Source organism: Bradyrhizobium sp. CCBAU 25338, from assembly GCF_028128965.1.
Classification (GTDB): Bacteria; Pseudomonadota; Alphaproteobacteria; order Rhizobiales; family Xanthobacteraceae; genus Bradyrhizobium; species Bradyrhizobium liaoningense.
Map to the genome: position 1 here is coordinate 118,429 of NZ_LFKY01000039.1, position 17,252 is coordinate 135,680.

Annotated in this window: 14 protein-coding genes; 4 read left to right on the forward strand and 10 right to left on the reverse strand. The window is 63.9% G+C overall.

Features of this window, described 5'->3' with window-relative positions; genetic code table 11:
• The 6 genes from ACM42_RS22565 to ACM42_RS22590 form a co-directional block, all read right to left on the reverse strand.
• Complete coding sequence (locus ACM42_RS22565) at positions 1-1,218, reverse strand: NAD(P)/FAD-dependent oxidoreductase (protein WP_271530000.1); 1,218 nt, start codon at positions 1,216-1,218, stop codon at positions 1-3.
• Positions 1,219-1,228: 10 nt separating this feature from the next.
• Positions 1,229-1,657: a globin family protein gene (locus tag ACM42_RS22570; RefSeq protein WP_028177818.1), complete on the reverse strand. Its 429-nt coding sequence runs from the start codon at positions 1,655-1,657 to the stop codon at positions 1,229-1,231.
• Positions 1,658-1,786: 129 nt separating this feature from the next.
• A complete protein-coding gene (locus tag ACM42_RS22575; protein WP_271530001.1) occupies positions 1,787-3,166 on the reverse strand; it encodes an MFS transporter in 1,380 nt (459 codons plus the stop codon).
• A gap of 341 nt (positions 3,167-3,507) precedes the next feature.
• Positions 3,508-4,302 carry an ABC transporter ATP-binding protein gene (locus ACM42_RS22580; protein ID WP_271530002.1) on the reverse strand — a complete coding sequence of 265 codons (795 nt, stop codon included), beginning with the start codon at positions 4,300-4,302 and terminating at the stop codon, positions 3,508-3,510.
• Positions 4,303-4,316: 14 nt separating this feature from the next.
• Positions 4,317-5,213 (reverse strand): nitrate ABC transporter permease, encoded by an 897-nt coding sequence (ntrB, locus tag ACM42_RS22585; RefSeq protein ID WP_271530003.1) that lies wholly within the window; start codon positions 5,211-5,213, stop codon positions 4,317-4,319.
• A gap of 60 nt (positions 5,214-5,273) precedes the next feature.
• A complete protein-coding gene (locus ACM42_RS22590) occupies positions 5,274-6,596 on the reverse strand; it encodes a CmpA/NrtA family ABC transporter substrate-binding protein (protein ID WP_271530004.1) in 1,323 nt (440 codons plus the stop codon).
• Positions 6,597-7,269: 673 nt separating this feature from the next.
• On the opposite strand from ACM42_RS22590, the gene ACM42_RS22595 reads away from it, so the two are divergent.
• A complete protein-coding gene (locus tag ACM42_RS22595; protein ID WP_271530005.1) occupies positions 7,270-8,109 on the forward strand; it encodes a formate/nitrite transporter family protein in 840 nt (279 codons plus the stop codon).
• Between the two features lie 60 nt (positions 8,110-8,169).
• Positions 8,170-9,903 carry a bifunctional protein-serine/threonine kinase/phosphatase gene (locus ACM42_RS22600; protein WP_271530006.1) on the forward strand — a complete coding sequence of 578 codons (1,734 nt, stop codon included), beginning with the start codon at positions 8,170-8,172 and terminating at the stop codon, positions 9,901-9,903.
• A 13-nt stretch (positions 9,904-9,916) separates the two neighbouring features.
• On the opposite strand, the gene ACM42_RS22605 is transcribed toward ACM42_RS22600, so the two are convergent.
• Positions 9,917-10,834 (reverse strand): intradiol ring-cleavage dioxygenase, encoded by a 918-nt coding sequence (locus ACM42_RS22605; RefSeq protein WP_271530007.1) that lies wholly within the window; start codon positions 10,832-10,834, stop codon positions 9,917-9,919.
• A gap of 163 nt (positions 10,835-10,997) precedes the next feature.
• On the opposite strand from ACM42_RS22605, the gene ACM42_RS22610 reads away from it, so the two are divergent.
• Positions 10,998-12,272 (forward strand): serine hydrolase domain-containing protein, encoded by a 1,275-nt coding sequence (locus ACM42_RS22610; RefSeq protein ID WP_271530008.1) that lies wholly within the window; start codon positions 10,998-11,000, stop codon positions 12,270-12,272.
• A 66-nt stretch (positions 12,273-12,338) separates the two neighbouring features.
• Here ACM42_RS22610 and ACM42_RS22615 read toward each other — a convergent pair whose 3' ends face one another.
• The 3 genes from ACM42_RS22615 to ACM42_RS22625 form a co-directional block, all read right to left on the reverse strand.
• Positions 12,339-13,658: a TRAP transporter large permease gene (locus tag ACM42_RS22615; RefSeq protein WP_271530009.1), complete on the reverse strand. Its 1,320-nt coding sequence runs from the start codon at positions 13,656-13,658 to the stop codon at positions 12,339-12,341.
• Complete coding sequence (locus tag ACM42_RS22620) at positions 13,655-14,170, reverse strand: TRAP transporter small permease (protein WP_271530010.1); 516 nt, start codon at positions 14,168-14,170, stop codon at positions 13,655-13,657. The genes ACM42_RS22615 and ACM42_RS22620 overlap by 4 nt, the downstream gene beginning before the upstream one ends.
• A gap of 82 nt (positions 14,171-14,252) precedes the next feature.
• Positions 14,253-15,251, reverse strand: coding sequence for a TRAP transporter substrate-binding protein (locus ACM42_RS22625; protein ID WP_271530011.1), 999 nt, complete (start codon positions 15,249-15,251; stop codon positions 14,253-14,255).
• A gap of 379 nt (positions 15,252-15,630) precedes the next feature.
• Between ACM42_RS22625 and ACM42_RS22630 the strand changes: the two genes are divergently transcribed.
• Positions 15,631-17,088 (forward strand): sensor histidine kinase, encoded by a 1,458-nt coding sequence (locus tag ACM42_RS22630; RefSeq protein WP_051393887.1) that lies wholly within the window; start codon positions 15,631-15,633, stop codon positions 17,086-17,088.
• The last annotated feature ends 164 nt before the right edge of the window (positions 17,089-17,252 follow it).

Consider the following 17,252-nt stretch of genomic DNA (forward strand, 5'->3'; position numbering starts at 1 on the left):
TCAAGCAGCCTTGGAGGGGTGCGCCAGCGCGCGGCCGAACATCATGTCTGTACGGATCGCCGCGACCTTGTCGCGATTGCGGATCAGCTCGAGATACCAGAGCGCATCGACGGTATCGCCGATCAGCACGGCGCCGGTGAGCCGGCCGTCGGCAATCACGAGCTTCTTGTAGGTGCCGCGGCTGCGGTCCGACAGCACGAGGCTCTCGCTGCCATCCCCGCCCATGAAGTCGCCGGCGGAGAACACGCTGACGCCGGAGACCTTCAGATTGGTCGAGACCACGCTGCCCTGATAGGCGGCGGGGCGGCCGGCAAGATGCCGCGCCAGCACGCGCGCCTGCTCGTAAGCGGGTTCGACAAGACCATAGCAGGTGCCGCGATGCTCGGCGCATTCGCCGAGCGCGAAGATGTCGGGCGAGGAGGTCTGCATGACGTCGTTGACGACGATGCCGCGATTGACCGCGATGCCCGCATCCTTCGCCAGCACGACGTTCGGCTTGATGCCGGCAGCGAAAATCACGGCGTCGGCCTCGATGCGGCTGCCGTCGGCAAGCTCGACGGCCTCGACATGACCGTCGCCATGGATGCACTTCGTGCTGGCGTTGAGCAGGATGCGGATGCCCTTGCGCTCGACCAGCGTCTTGAGGAGGTCGGCGGCGGGCGCATCGAGCTGGCGCTCCATCAGCCGGTCCATCAGATGCAGCAGCGTCACGGGGGCACCGGCCTTGGCGAGGCCGTAGGCCGCCTCCAGCCCGAGCAAGCCGCCGCCGACCACGACGACGCGCTTCTTCGCCGCGGCCAGCGTCAGCAGCAGGTCGACGTCGCGGGTGTCGCGAAAGGTGTGCACGCCGGAGAGATCGGCACCCGGCACGTTGAGCCGCAGCGGCGTCGAGCCGGTGGCGAGGACGAGCCTGGAGTACTCCATGCTCTCCTCGCCTTCGATCTTCAGCTCGCGGCGGCCGGTGTCGATCTCGGTGACGCGATAGCCGTAGCGCACCGTGACGCCGCGATGGCGCCACCACTCGGCCGGCCGCAGTTCGATCTCGTGCGAGCCGGTCTCGCCGGCCAGCACGGAGGAGAGCAGCACGCGGTTGTAAGCGAGCCGCGGCTCTTCGCCGATCACGGCGACCGCGTAGCGGCCGAGCGCGGTCTTCGCGAGCTCGTCGACCAGACGCGCGGCCGCCATGCCGTTACCGACGATGACCAGCGGTTCACTCACGAGGCATCTCCTATTCGGCGGCCTGCGCTTGTGCGCCATAGGCCTCGGATATCATGTAGCCGGACAGCACGCCGTAGGCGTCGGTCCAGGCCTTGGCGAGTTCGGGCGTCCAGGCTTCGCCGAGACCCTTCTCCAGGGTCCACAGCAAGGTCGCGCCGACCACAGGGTAGTGCTCGGCCTTGGCGCCGTAGGCGACGTGGCGCTTGGCGAGGGCGGAGGCCGCGGGAAGAATCGACTCCAGGTTCGACAGGCCGCCGACCACGGCAGCGAGCATGCCCATCAGCTTCTTGCGCTGCTCCGTCATGTCCTCGGGAAACATCGCGCGCACGGACGGCGCCACCTCGAACAGGCGATCGTAGAACAGCACCGCGGCCTGCTCCGATATCGGCGCGACCTTGGCGAAGCTCTGCTGAATGAGGGCGATCTGCTCTGGCGTCATGATGTTCTCCTGTCTGTTTCGGTCTGCCTTCGTCCGCGCCGTTGCGGAAAAAGTTCATGGGTCAAACGTCATCAGAGAGACTTCTCCCCGCGTACGGGGAGAAGCGACATTCGTGCCAAGTGCTCGCGCTCACACACGTGCTTCGGCGAGGCTTGGCGCGCCTTCACCCTGCGGGCTGCGACGCAGGTAGAACCACCAGGTGAGAGCTAGGCAGGAGGCGTAGAAGGCGAGATAGACCGCGAGCGCGAGCTGCGGCCCGCCGGTCATGGCGATCGACTTGCCGAAGCCGCTCGGGATCAGATAGCCGCCGACGGCACCGATCGCGCCGATGAAGCCGACCGCCGCGCCGCTTTCGATGCTCGCGGTCTTCAGCGCGGCCGCACGCGCGACATCGCCCTTGCCGCGCACCTTGAACAGATTCTCCTCGCGGAAGATCGAGGGGATCATGCGGTAGGTCGAGCCGTTGCCGATGCCCGTCGTCACGAACAGGATCAGGAACATCGACAGAAAGCCGATGAAATCCTTCTGCCCGACGAAGTAGAGCACGCCGACCGTGGCGCCCGCCATCGCGATGAAATTCCAGAAGGTGATGATGGAGCCGCCGACCCGGTCTGCGAGCCAGCCGCCGAGCGGACGCGACAACGAGCCGACCAGCGGGCCCAGGAAGGCGATCGAGATCGTCACGGCGGGGAATTGCGTCTTGATCAGAAGCGGGAACGCCGCGGAGTAGCCGATGAAGGACCCGAACGTGCCGATATAGAGATACGCCATGATCCAGGTGTGCTTGCGCTTGACGATCGCAAGCTGGTTCTTCACCGACGATTTCGCCGTGGTGAGATTGTTCATGAAGAACACCGCGCCGAACACCGCGATCGCGATCGGCAGCACCCACATGAGTCCGGCATTCTGCAGGAAGACGCCGTCGACGGGCGTTGCCTGGAACAGGTTGAAGACGGCGAGCGTCATCAGGATCGGGGTCAGGAGCTGTACGCTGGAGACACCGATATTGCCGCCGGCCGCGTTGAGTCCGAGCGCCCATCCCTTCATCCGGTCGGGGAAGAAGAAGGAGATGTTGGTCATGCTGGAGGCGAAATTGCCGCCGCCGAGACCCGCGGTCGAGGCGATCAGCAGCATCAGCCAGAACGGCGTGTCAGGCTGGCTCACGAAATAGGCAAGCGACAAGGTCGGAATGAACAGGATCGCCGCGCTGAAGATGGTCCAGTTGCGGCCGCCGAAGGTCGTCACTGCGAAGGTGTAGGGAAAGCGCATCAAGGCGCCGATCAGCCCCGGCACGGCGACGAGCTGGAACAGCTGGTCGGTGGTGTAGTGGAAGCCCGCCTGCGGCAGCTTGGTCGTGACGATGCTCCAGATCAGCCAGACCGAGAAGCCGATATGTTCGGCTACGATCGACCAGATCAGGTTCCGCCGCGCGATCGTCTTGCCGGTCGCGTTCCAGAACGCCTCATCTTCGGGGCGCCAGTCAGAAATCCAAGTGGGACTCTTCGTCATTGCATATCCCTTCCAGTCTCACCGCTGCGTCGTTGCAGGCTCAGCCTCCGGCCACGGAGGCGCGCTCCGAGGCTTCACCCCGGTGGCGAGTTCACGATGCTGATTGATGATGTTGAGGGACGTCGTCGTTGGCGTCGCGCAAAGACGCTTCAATTTCCGTGCCAGTTGCGCGCATCCTGGAAACGCAGGGATTTCAGGGTGTTGTTCGTGTCGCCCGAAATATTCGCAGGGCTTTCTCGCACGCCAAATTTGCGATTCGCTCAATCCTTGTGCGACGCACAAGGATTGAGCGGGGTGTCGATTATTTGGGCGCGTGCATGTCGTTGCGCTAAACTCTTCGCTTACGCGGCCTCGACGAAGCGGTGACGCTCGTAGAGGAATTCGAGCACGCGCTGGCGGCACTTCAGATAGGTGGCGTTGGTCGCGAGCTCGAGCCGCTTGCGCGGCCGCGCCAGCGGCACCTCCAGCACCTCGCCGATGCGCGCGCTCGGCCCGTTCGTCATCATCACGATGCGGTCGGACAACAGCACGGCCTCGTCGACGTCGTGGGTGATCATCAGAATGGTGTTGCCGAGCTTCTGATGCAGCGCCATGACCGAGTCCTGCAAGTGGGCGCGGGTCAGCGCGTCGAGCGCGCCGAAGGGCTCATCCAGCAGCAGCACCTTCGGCTCCATGGCGAGCGCCCGCGCGATGCCGACGCGCTGCTTCATGCCGCCGGAGATTTCGGAAGGACGCTTGTCCCTGGCATGAGCCATCTGCACGAGGTTGAGATTGTGCATCACCCAGGCGTCGCGCTCGGCGCGGGACTTGGTCTTGGCGAAGACCTTGTCGACGCCGAGCCTGACGTTCTCGTAGACGGTCAGCCACGGCAGCAGGCTGTGATTCTGGAACACCACGGCGCGATCGGGCCCCGGCGAGTTCACCTCGCGGTTTTCCAGCAGCACGCCGCCCGTGGTGGCGCCGGTCAGCCCTGCGATGATGTTGAGCAGGGTCGACTTGCCGCAGCCGGAATGGCCGATGATTGAAACGTACTCGCCCTTCTCGATCGTGAGGTTGATGTCCTTCAGCACCTCCGTGGTGGCGGCGCCGCGGGTAAAGACCTTGTCGATGTGGTCGAGCTTCAGATAGGTGGTCATGTTGCCCTCTCCTCTCAGCTCTGCGCGGTGCCGCGGGTGACGAACTTGCCGAGGCCCGCGATCAGGCGGTCCAGCACGAAGCCGACGATGCCGACATAGAACAGCGCCAGGACGATCTCGCTGATATGCGAGGAGTTCCAGGCGTCCCAGATGAAGAAGCCGATGCCGACGCCGCCGATCAGCATTTCCGCAGCGACGATCGCAAGCCACGACAGGCCGATGCCGATGCGAAGGCCGGTGAAGATGTAGGGCGCGGCCGCCGGGATCATGATCTTTGCGAAGAACTCGAGCGGATTGAGCTGCACGACGGCCGCGACGTTGCGGTAGTCCTGCGGGATGTTGCGGATGCCGACAGCGGTGTTGATGATGATCGGCCAGATCGAGGTGATGAAGATGACGAAGATCGCGGAGGGCTGGCCGTCGCGGAACGCCGCGAGCGACAACGGCAGCCAGGCGAGCGGCGGAATGGTGCGCAGCACCTGGAACAACGGATCGAGCCCGCGCATCGCCCAGACCGACTGCCCGACCAGCACCCCGAGCGCGATGCCTGCGATCGCCGAGAGCGAGTAGCCGAAGGCGACGCGCTGGAGACTGGCGGAAAGATGCCAGAACAGGCCCTTGTCGATGCCGCCATGGTCGAAGAACGGATCGAGGATCAGCTCCTTGGTGTCCGTGAACACCTTCGACGGCGGCGGCAGCGCCGAGCCGGCGCGGCGGCAGACCAGCTCCCACACCAGCGTGAGCAGCGCGATCACGACCAGCGGCGGGATCACGCGCGCGGCCGTCTCCCGTGCCATGCGTGCGTAAGCTTCACTGCGAGGCGGACGCTTCGGCGTCATCGTAACGACCGGCGCGGCACCGACCGCAGGCATCGCGGTCTCAATTTCGATCTTGGCGGCAGGCATGTTCATCGCAATATCTCTCCGGCTCCAAAAAACGATGCGGCCACCCGAAGGCGGCCGCTGGCTCCATCAGACTTCGACGCGCTTGATCGCAAGCGACTTCAGATAGGCGGCCGGATTTTCCGGATCGAACACCTTGCCGTCGAAGAAGGTCTCCTTGCCGCGCGAGGTGGAGGTCGGAATGTCGGCAGCCGCGACGCCGAGGGTCTTGGCCGCGTCCTTCCAGAGGTCCTCGCGGTTGACCTTGGCAATCAGCGCCTTGGTGTCGAAGTTCGGCTCGTACTTGCCCCAGCGGATGTCCTCGGTGAGGAACCAGAGATCGTGGCTCTGGAACGGATAGGAGGCATGGTCGCGCCAGTACTTCATGATGTGCGGGGAGTTCTCGACCACCTTGCCGGGGATGCCGTAGTCGAACTTGCCGGCGCTGCGGTCGAGCACGTCCTCGACCGGGCAGTTCATCCACTGCCGCTTGCCCATGATGGCGGCGAGCTCGGCCTTGTTCTCGGCCTTGTCGGCCCATTGCTGGGCTTCCATCACCGCCATCAGCAGCGCCTTCGCCGCCTTTGGATATTTGTCGACGAAGGCGGCGCGCATGCCGAAGGACTTCTCCGGATGCTTGTTCCAGAGCTCGCCGGTATTGACCGCGGTATAGCCGATCTTCTGATGGATCAGCTGCAGGTTCCAGGGCTCGCCGACGCAGAAGCAGTCCATGGTGCCGACCTTCATGTTGGCCACCATCTGCGGCGGCGGCACCACGATGGTCTCGATGTCCTTGTCGGGATCGATGCCGCCGGCGGCGAGCCAATAGCGGATCCAGAGATCGTGGGTGCCGCCGGGGAAGGTCATCGCGGCCTTCACGGCCTTGCCGGAGGCCTTCTTCTTCTCCAGCGCGGCCTTGAACGGCGCGGCATCGACGCCGAGCTTCAGGTCGGCATATTCGTTCGCGACGGAGATGCACTGGCTGTCGAGGTTGAGCCGCGCCAGGATGTACATCGGCGTCGGCTGGTTGTTCTGCGTCACCTTGCCGGCCGAGATCAGATACGGCATCGGGGTGAGGATATGCGCGCCGTCGATGCCGTTGCCTTCGGAGCCGAGCACGAGGTTGTCGCGCGTCGTGCCCCAGGACGCCTGCTTCTGCACGTCGGTGTCGGGCATGCCGTATTTGGCGAACAGCCCCTTGTCCTTGGCGACGAAGAGCGGGCCGGCATCGCTGAGCGCAATGAAGCCGAGCTTGGCGCCCTTGACCTCGGGGCCCGCGTCCTGCGCGAAGGCGCCGGCAGGGAAATTCAGTTTTGCGGCCGCGAGAAGTGCGGCGGTCGAGCCGGTGGCCTTCAACAATTGACGGCGGCTGAGGCCGGTCGTTTCCGAGGGCCGGCGGGTGCGCTTGGTCATAGGCTGTGTCGTCCTTTGCGTCTGTGCGGAATGATTTGCGACTGTGCGCGCGAGCGGCCCGTCCGTCCGGTGGCGCCGACTTTGGCGCATGCGAACGCGCGACGGGGGAACCCCCGTCTGGTGGCGTCAGCAAATCGGATGAGAATTCTCGCGGGACGGCTTCAATGGCGTCGATTGGAACCATTCAAGCTTCATGCCAAGCCCGGCGTTATGAAAAGAACAAACGAATCAATTTGTTATAGCGGCAGCGCCAGACTGTCGCAGGTCGGTTCCGCACCCAAAATTTGCGATCTGCACATTGCTTGTGCGGCGCACAAAGCTTGTGCAATAGCTTAAGGAAGTGGCCGAGGCGGCGTCAGAATCAGATCGGTCAGAGCGGCATCGCATTGAAATCACTTGGTATTTTTGACGCCCGCGCCGGCACGCAACTTGCATTTCTTTCGCCGTCAACGAAGACTGCGGCTCGCCGCATTGATGCAGCCTCTGGCGGCTGCATCCCGGAAGCTCACCTGCTTCGCGGCCCTCCCGGCTCAAAGTCCTCGTGACGCGATTCCCAAAGCTTCCAGATTTTCCATAGCCCTCGTGCGCGGCAGGCCAGCCCGCACGGCCGATGACGTTCAGCCGCGCTCTCCGGAGCGTGTCGATCTCACTTACGAAGCAAAAGGAACCATTGATGTCGTATCTCGCGCCTTCGGAATTCGTCACCAAGATGGTGGATGCGGGCGAGTCCAAGATCTTCATGTCCACCCGGGATACCATCATCCGAGCCTATATGGCGGGCGCCATCCTGGCGCTGGCGGCCTGGTTCGCCGTGACGATCAACGTCAACACGGGCCAGCCGCTGATCGGCGCGCTGCTGTTTCCGGTCGGCTTCGTCATGCTCTATCTGCTGGGCTTCGATCTCCTCACCGGCGTCTTCGTGCTTTCCCCGCTCGCCCTGATCGACAAGCGTCCGGGCGTCACCCTTGGCGGCGTGCTGCGCAATTGGGGCCTCGTGTTCGTCGGCAACTTCGCCGGCGCCTTTACGGTGGCCTTCATGATGGCTTTCGTCACGACCTTCGGCTTCACCCAGGCGCCGGACAAGGTCGGCGCCGCCATCGGCAATATCGGCGAAGGGCGAACCCTCGGCTACGCCGCGCACGGCGCGGCAGGCATGGCGACGCTGTTCTTGCGCGGCATGCTCTGCAACTGGATGGTCTCGACCGGCGTCGTCGGCGCCATGATCTCGACCTCGGTCCCGGGCAAGGTCATCGCGATGTGGATGCCGATCCTGGTGTTCTTCTACATGGTGTTCGAGCATTCCGTCGTGAACATGTTCCTGTTCCCGTCCGGGCTACTGCTCGGCGCGAAGTTCTCGATCATGGATTATCTGATCTGGAACGAGATCCCGACCGTGCTCGGCAACCTCGTCGGCGGCCTCGCCTTCACCGGCATGACGCTCTATGCCACGCACGTCATGACCCTGCCGAAGCGCCAGGCCACCAAGGTTGCGAAGCCCCGCGTTGCGGCCTGATCGAATCCGTCTCGACAGAGGAGCCTCGCCCGATCAGGGTGAGGCTCCCCTTTGCCGGTGATGACGATGCCCCGCGGACTCCTGATTTCGGTCGGCCAGCATTCCGACAAGGGCCGCAAGCCCATCAACCAGGACTTTCACGGCGTCCTGATTCCGGAAGAGCCGCTGCTCAGCCTGAAAGGCATCGCGGCCGTCCTCGCCGACGGCATCTCCTCCAGCACGGTGAGCCAGATCGCCAGCGAGTCGGCGGTCAAGAGCTTCCTGATGGACTATTATTGCACGTCGGAATCCTGGACGGTGAAGACCTCCGCCCGCCGCGTGCTGGACGCGACCAATTCCTGGCTGCATGCGCAGACGCGCAAGAGCCAATATGCCTATGACCGGGACAAGGGCTATGTCTGCACCCTCAGCGCCATGGTCATCAAGGCGACCACCGCGCACATCTTTCATGTCGGCGATTGCCGCGTCTACCGCCTCGCCGGCAAGACGCTCGAGCAGCTGACCGACGATCACCGCATCATCGTGTCTTCGGAGCAGACCTATCTCGGCCGCGCGCTCGGCATCAATCCGCAGCTCGAGATCGACTATCAGGCCTTCGAGGTCGAGGCCGGCGACATCTTTCTGCTGGCAACCGACGGCGCCTATGAATTTGTCGATGCACGCTTTGTCACGAGCGCGATCACCGAGCATGCGGGCAATCTCGACCACGCGGCAAAATCCATCGTCGAGGAAGCCTACCGGCGCGGCAGCGACGACAACATCACCGTCCAGATCCTGCGCATCGATGCGGTGCCGGAGGAAACGGGCGTTTTCGATCGGACCTCGACGCTGCCCCTGCCTCCCCTGCTGGAGCCGCGGGCGATGTTCGATGGCTATCGGATCATCCGGGAAATCCATGGCAGCAGCCGCAGCCACATCTATCTCGCCGTCGACGCGGCGACCGAAGAACCGGTCGCACTCAAGATTCCCTCGATCGATCTGCGCGGCAACCAGGCCTATTTGAAGCGCTTCCTTATGGAGGAATGGATCGCGCGACGGATCGACAGCCCATACGTGCTGAAACCCAGGTCGCGATCGGAGCGTCGCAGCTATCTGTATGTCGCCACCGAGTTCGTCGAGGGGCAAACGCTAAGGCAATGGATGCTCGACAACCCCCGCCCCGATCTGGAGACGGTCCGCAGGATCGTCGAGCAGATCGCCGCGGGGCTTCGCGCCTTCCACCGAATGGAGATGCTGCACCAGGACCTCAGGCCCGACAATGTCCTGATCGACAAGACCGGCACCGCCAAGATCATCGACTTCGGATCGGTCAGGGTCGCAGGGGTCGCCGAAGCGACGCCCAACATGGACGCGGAGGAAATTCTCGGCACCGTTCAATATACGGCACCGGAGTATTTCCTCGGTGAGGGCGGATCGCCCCGGTCCGACATGTTTTCACTGGCCGCCATTTGCTACCAGATGCTCACCGGACATCTGCCTTACGGCGCCCAGCTTGCCAAGATCCGGGGAAAATCGGACGCATGGAAATTGAGATATCGTCCGGCGATCGATGCCGAACGAGGCATCCCGGGCTGGATCGACGGCGCGCTCAGGAAAGCGCTGCATCCCGATCCCTACAAGCGCCACGAAGACATCTCCGAGTTCTTGTTCGAGCTCAGAAACCCAAATCCGGCCTATCTCGCCACGCGGACAACGCCTCTGTTGGAGCGCAATCCGCTGCTGTTCTGGAAGCTGACCACCGCGATCCTGGCCTGCACCGTCGTGGCCCTGCTCGCCGCCCTTCGGCTGCGATAGCCGAACGAGATCGTCAGGCCGGCTCTGCCGCTTTCGTCCCCAGCGGCTTCGGCGCCATGCCGCCGCCCGGCTTGAGGTGGAATTCGTACGTCATCAGGTGCCACGGTCCGGCCGCCTTGGTGCCGTCGGGCATCTCAAGGTCGTTGCGCGGCTCGACCTTGGCGATCAGGTCATCCTTGACCCCGAACACCACGTCGGAATCCAGATATTTGTCGCCACCGATGAAGACGTGGGTGATCAGCGGCTCATAGCCCTTCGCATTGACCAGGAAGTGCACATGCGCCGGGCGCATCGGATGACGCTTGGTTTGCACGATCATCTCGCCGACCGGGCCGTCGGTTGGGATCGGGTAGCTGCACGGCAGGATGGTGCGGAAGAAGAAGCGGCCGTCGCTGTCCGTGATGAAACGCGCCCGCGCCGAGGCGCCGATCTCGTCATAGTTCGGCTTCTGGGAATCGTAGAAGCCGTCGTCATCGGCATGCCAGACATCGACGGGAACGCCCGCGAGCGGCTTGCCGTTGAGATCGGTGACGCGGCTCTGCACGAACATCTTCTCGCCGGTGAGATTGTGCGGCGAGATGTCGGTGCCGTGCGCGGTCACCTTGTGCTCGCCGACATAGAACGGACCGAGCACCGTGGTCTCTGTCGCGCCCTCGCGGTCGCGGTGGTTGACGGCGTCGACCAGCATGGAGACGCCGAGCACGTCGGACAACAGGATGAACTCCTGGCGCGTGTCGGTGCATTTCTGCCCCGTCCGGGTCAGGAAATCGATGGCGTATTCCCATTCCTCGAAGGTCAGGCCGGTCTTGCTCACGTAATCGTGCAGCGACTTCACCAATTCCTGCAGCAGGAATTTTGCCCGCGTATCAGGCGTCTGGTCGAAGCTCCGAACGACGGCTTCGGTGAGTTCGGTCTCGTTGAACTGGGTCATGATGCGTTGCCCTCGCGTTTTTCTCGTTGGCCCGGGCGGGCTCCCTGGAGGCGTTCCGCCGCCGAGCCTACACCAGTCGGCCCGGCCGCGTTAAGCGCAACCGACTTGGAATGGAGCCGCCATTTCGGTATCAACTTTCCGACAAAACGCCCCGGAGGAACTGATGCTCGCCCCCACCCCCGCCTCGCCCGAATCCGTCGGCCTGTCCAAGGCTGCGCTCGACCGCGTCGATGCGCATCTGAAGAACCGGTACATCGATGCCGGCCGTTTCCCCGGCACGCAGCTCCTGGTCTATCGCCGCGGCAAGATCGCTCACAGCTCGGTGCAGGGCTTTGCCGACGTCGAACGCAAGGCGCCGGTGAAGGACGACACCATCTACCGCATCTATTCCATGACCAAGCCGCTCACCAGCGTCGCCTTCATGATGCTGGTGGAGGAAGGCCTCGTCGCGATCGACGAGCCCGTCGCCAAGTACATTCCGGAATGGAAGGATCTCGGCGTGTTCGTCGCCGGCACCTACCCGGCCTTCCTGACCCGGCCGCCGTCGCGGCCGATGCTGATCGTCGACCTGCTGCGCCACACCTCCGGCCTGACCTACGGCTTCCAGCAGCGCTCCAATGTCGATGCCGCCTATCGCAGTGAGAAGATCGGCGAGGTCGAGAAGTCAGGCACGCTCCAGACCATGATCGAGGGATTGGCAAAGATCCCGCTGGAATTCTCGCCGGGCGAATCCTGGAACTACTCCGTCTCAACCGACGTGATCGGCTACCTCGTCGGGAAGATCTCGGGGATGCCTTTCGAGCAGTTTCTCAAGCAGCGGATTCTCGATCCGCTCGGCATGACCGACACCGGTTTCCACGTGCCGGCCTCGAAGGCGCATCGCTTCGCCGCCTGCTACTCGGCGGACCCCGGCGGCGGCATGACCTTCCACGCCGGCCAGCGTCGCGAGGGCCTCACGCTGCAGGACGATCCGACGACGAGCTCGTTCCTGTCACCGCCCTCCTTCATCTCCGGCGGCGGCGGGCTGTGCTCGACGGTCGCCGACTATCTCACCTTCTGCCGCGCCCTGCTCAATGGTGGTGAGCTCGGTGGTGTCAGGCTGATCGGGCCGAAGACGCTGGCGCTGATGACGATGAACCACATCCCGGGCGGACGCGCGCTTCCGGAGGTGTCGCGCTCGCTGTTCTCCGAAGCCACCTATAACGGCATCGGCTTCGGCCTCGGCTTCGCCGTCACCATGCGCCCGGCGGAGACGCTGATCGCCGGCAGCCCTGGCGAATACAATTGGGGCGGCGCGGCCACGACCTCGTTCTGGATCGATCCGGCCGAGGAGCTGATCACCATCTTCATGACGCAGGTGCTGCCGTCGAGCGCCTATCCGATCCGCCGCGAGCTGCGCAGCATGGTCTACGCGGCCATCACCGAGAGCAATCTGTAACCGGTGGAATCGATCCCGCGGCCGTCCGCCGCGGGATCGCACTCTCAGAAGCTCATTTGCCGACGCTCATTTCAGCATCTCCGGCACGATCAGACGCGGCAGGAACAGCGACACGCTGGGCCAGACGATGACCGCCGCCAGCACGAGCAGCATCGGTATCAGCATGATCACCGTGTCCTTCAGGGCATAGCGCAGCCGCACACCGGCGATCGAGCAGGCAATCATCAGACACAGGCCGTAGGGTGGCGTCACCAGCCCGAAGGCGAGCGATACGATGGAAATGATCGCGAACTGGACCGGATGGAGATCGACGGACTTGGCGAGCGGCTCCAGCACGGTGCCGACGATGATGATCGCCGGGATGGCGTCGAGGAAGCAGCCCACCACCAGAAAGCAGAAGGAAATGAAGAAGCCGGCCGCAACGGCGCCCATGCCCCAAGTCGAGACGTTGGCCAGCAGCTCTTGCGGGATCTTGTAGTAGGCGAGCAGCCAGCCGAACGCACTTGCGGTGCCGACACAAAACAGCGCCACGCCGGCAAGGCGCCCGGTGTCGAGCAAGGCCTTGTACAATTCGCGTGGACCCGTCTCGCGGTAGAAGAATGTCGAGAGCGCTACGGAATAGAGCACCGCGACGCAGGCGGACTCGGTCGCGGTGAACCAGCCGAGCAGAATACCCCCGACGACGATGAACGGCGTCATCAGCGCCGGTATCGACCGCCAGATAGCGGATCGCATCTCGACCCAGGTCGATTTCGGATAGGTGGGGTAGCCGCGGCGCACGGCATAGACGTGCACCGTCGCCATCTGCGCGCCCGCGATCAGCAGGCCCGGCACGATGCCGGCCAGATACATCGCCGCAATCGAGGTCGAGATCAGCCCGCCCCACACGATCATCAGGATCGACGGCGGAATGATGACTGCAAGCACCGCCGACACCGCGGTGATGGCGATGGAGAACGAAAGGTCGTAGCCTTCCTTGTTCTGCGCATCGATGAAGATCTTGGACTGGCTCGCCGCATCGGCGGTGGAGGAGCCCGAGATACCGGCAAAGAACACCGACAGCACGACGTTGATCTGCGCCAGGGATCCCGGCCAGTGCCCGACCATCGAGCGCGACAGCGTCACGAGGCGATCGGTGATGCCGCCGATGCTCATCAGGTTCGCCGTCAGCAGGAAGAACGGCACCGCGAGCAGGATGAATGAATTGTACGCATTGAAGGTCTCCTGCGCGAGCGTCATCAGCGACAGGCGCGGCTCGATCAGCAGGATCGGCACGCAGGCAAGACCGAGCGCGAAAGCGACCGGCACGCGCGCGATGAGCAGGCCGACGAAGACCCCGAACAGCACCATCGCAGCCTGTCCGGCAGAAAGTACAGTGCCGCTCATCTCTGTGCCCCGACCAGAACGCGCATTTCATCGATGATCTGTTCACCCGCAAAGACGATCCACGTCAGACCGGCCACCGGCCAGGCGACGTGGATCAGCCAGAGCGGCAGATCGGCCAATTCCGACGTTCTGTTCCAGGCAAAACGGGTGAACTCTATGCCGGCGGTTACGAACACCAGCGCCAGCGCCAGCACGCCGAGTCGCGCGAGTATCCGCACCGCGGCCTCCGACCGCCGCGACAGGTCGGGCCATACGTCGACCTCGAAATGCTGCGCCTCCCGGATGCCCACCATGGCGCCAATCATGATCGTCCAGATGAACAGGAAGCGCGCCATTTCCTCCGTCCAGATGTAGGACGGAATGAACGGCGTGTAGCGTGAGATGATTTGCAGCGTGACCGGAACAACGAGGATGCCGACGCAGGCGGCCAGCAGGAATTCCAGCAATTTCGCATAGGCCGCGGTGACGCGACGCCACAGCGACGGTGTGGACGGGACGGGCATGTCGGACATTGGGGCTCCGTACGGCGCTCATCCGCCAGGTCCGGGCAGGAAGCGGGGCCTGCCCGGACGATCGCCGGCGGACAGAGCGACCTCAGACGACGTTGATCTTCTCGAAAATGCCTTCCGCGCCAATTTCCTTGGCGTAGGTGGCCATCACGGGATCGGCGAGCTTCTTCATGGCGTCCCGCTCTTCGAATGGAACGCGCTTGAGCTTGCCGGCCTTTTCGAGCGTGTCGAGCTTGACGACCTCTTCGCTCGACTCCAGCTGGCGCCCGTAATCGCCGGCCTCCTTGCCGGCCTTCATGATCGCGTCCTGCAGATCCTTCGGCAAGGTCTTCAGCGTCTTCACCGAGAAGCAGATCGGCCGGATCGATACGGCGTGCTGGGTCAGGTTGAGATGCGGGGCGACTTCGTAGAACTTCATCGCCTCGACGCCGGCCGCCTCGTTCTCGCCGGCCGAGATCACGCCGTTCTGGATCGCGTTGTAGATTTCGTTATAGGCGATCACGGTCGGGCTCATGCCGACGGCCGCAAACGTCTTCGACCAGATCGGCGCGCCCTGCACGCGGACCTTGAGTCCCTTGAGGTCGGCGAGGTTCTTGAGCGGCTTGTTGGCGAAGATGTTGCGGATGCCGCCGCCGGCATAACCGATCAGAACGACGTCGGCCTTCGCCGCAACCTCGTCGGCGACCGGCGCCAGGATGTTGGCTTCGACGACCTTGTTCATGTGCTCGATGCCCTTGAACACGAAGGGCGCATCGATGAACGGGGCCGCCTTGGCGAAGGTCGACATGTGAGCCGGCGAGACGATGCCGTAATCGACCGCCTTGCCCTGCGACATGTACTCGAAATACTGCTTCTCGAGGCCGAGCGAGGAGTTCTTGTGCAGGGTGAAGTTGACGGGCTTGCCGTAGTATTTCTTCACCAGCTCCTCGAACCGGATCAGCGCCCGGTTGAAGGCATGGTCGTCATTGAACTGGACCGCGCCGTTCAGCGTGACCGGGGCTTGCGCCCTGAGGATTGACGGCATGCCGAGCGTAGCCGCCGCAGTGGTCGCACCGATACCAGCGAGAAATGACCTTCGCTTCATCGTCTCCCCTCCCTTTGAGGCTCCGCCCCTGTCGCCGGGGCGTGAGCGCAGCCGCTATGCGGCTTGCATTCATGGAGCGTATGAAAAACTACGGCGGGACGGAAGTCATTTCGCTTAGGCTGGACGTCCTCTTCGTCGCGGAGCTCCGCCGGTGCCGCCTGCTGCACTGCCGCGATCGCGAAGATCTGACGCCACTCCAGACTGCGTCACAGCGTCTGTCGCGGGATCGCTCCGGACGCGAAAATCGTGGCACCGGGCAAGTACTGCCCTTATGGTCCTCCCAAAATCATGATCCGGCGCCGCTGCGCTGGAACCGGGACGCCCACGCTTGTCAAAGCTTACCCTGCCGGTCCGGCTCGCCCTCCTGGTCGCGGGAACGATGTTGCCGCTGATCGTCTTTGCCGTCGGCCTCGCCTATTCCAACTATCGCCAGGATCGCAGCGAGGCAACGCGCCGGGTGCTGGAGACCGTGCGAAGCATGCGCCTCGTGCTCGACTCCGAGGTGCAGCGGATGACGGGCGGCTTGCAGGTGCTCGCGCTCGGCGATTCCCTGCAAAGCGGCGATTTCGACGGCTTCCGCCGGCTGGCGGTCGAATTCACGAGCCAGTATGGCGGCGACAGCGTCCTGCTGCTGGCCGACAGATCCGGCCAGCAGCTGTTTTCGACCGTGACGACGGAAGCAGCGAGCCTGCCGCCGCGCAACAATCGAGAGATCGTCGAGCGGGTGTTTGCAAGCAAGGCGCCGCAATATTCCGACCTGTTCGTCGGTTCGACCGAGAAACGGCCGATCGTGACCGTGGAAGTTCCCGTGCTTCGCAATGGCGAAGTGGCCTATGCGCTCTCCTTCAGTCCGCCGATCGCGATATTCCAGAAACTGGTCGAGCAGCAGCGGCCAAACGATCAATGGACGGTGTCGCTGCTGGATACCAAGGCTCGCGTGTTCGCGCGTACACCCAACCCTGCCGAGACGTTCGGCAAGCAGGCTTCCGGCGCACTCTACGATGCGATGTCACACACACCGGAGGCCGCGCTTTCGACCGTTTCGCTCGACGGCGTCGCGTTGTCCTCCGCCTTCACCAGATCGCAGCTGACCGGCTGGACGGTCGTGGCCGGCGTCAGCGAGAGCTCGCTGGTCGCGCCGCTCTGGCGCGACATCGCGATCACCAGCCTGATCGGCGGCATCCTGCTGCTGGTGGGCCTCACCTTTGCAGTCAGGATGGCGACCACGATCGCACGCGGCGAGATGCTGCACAATCTCCTGATCGAGGAGCTCAACCATCGCGTCAAGAACACGCTGGCCCTGATGCAGGCGATCGCGGTGCAGACCTTCCGCAGCGCCAGCCGGGACGAGCGGACCAAGTTCGAGGGACGGCTCGGCGCGCTGGCCGAGGCGCATAATCTCCTGAGCCAGGAGAAATGGGCGGGCTCGGAGCTCCGGGACGTGATCGCCCGCGCGCTCCAGCCGTTCCTGCTGAGCAATCACGACCGCATCCGCATGGCCGGCCCGGCCGTGCCGCTGTCGCCACGGCTCGCCGTGGTGCTGTCGATGATCGTGCACGAGATCGCCACCAACGCCGCGAAATACGGTGCGCTGTCCAACGAGACCGGCCGGGTGACGCTGGACTGGGAAGTCATCGCTGATGCGCCGAAGCCGCGACTGCGGCTGATATGGACCGAGACCGGCGGGCCGCCGGTGACTGCGCCGGTGCAGCGCGGCTTCGGCTCGCGCCTGATCGAGCGCAGCGCGCGCGACCAGCTCGACGGTGAGGCAACCGTCGACTTCCTGCCGCGCGGCGTGGTCTGCACGGTGATCTGCACGCTGGACGAGGCGCCCTGATCCACGGCCTCCCCCAGCGCATATCGCAACGCAGCACGGTCATGCTGCGACAATTGCGCTTGCCCGCACCCAATCATCCGATGTTAAACATCGGATGATTGTGAAGCCGCCGGGCGTGGCAGCCAACGACAAATGAACCGGCCGCGACAGGCCGGACGGGAGAA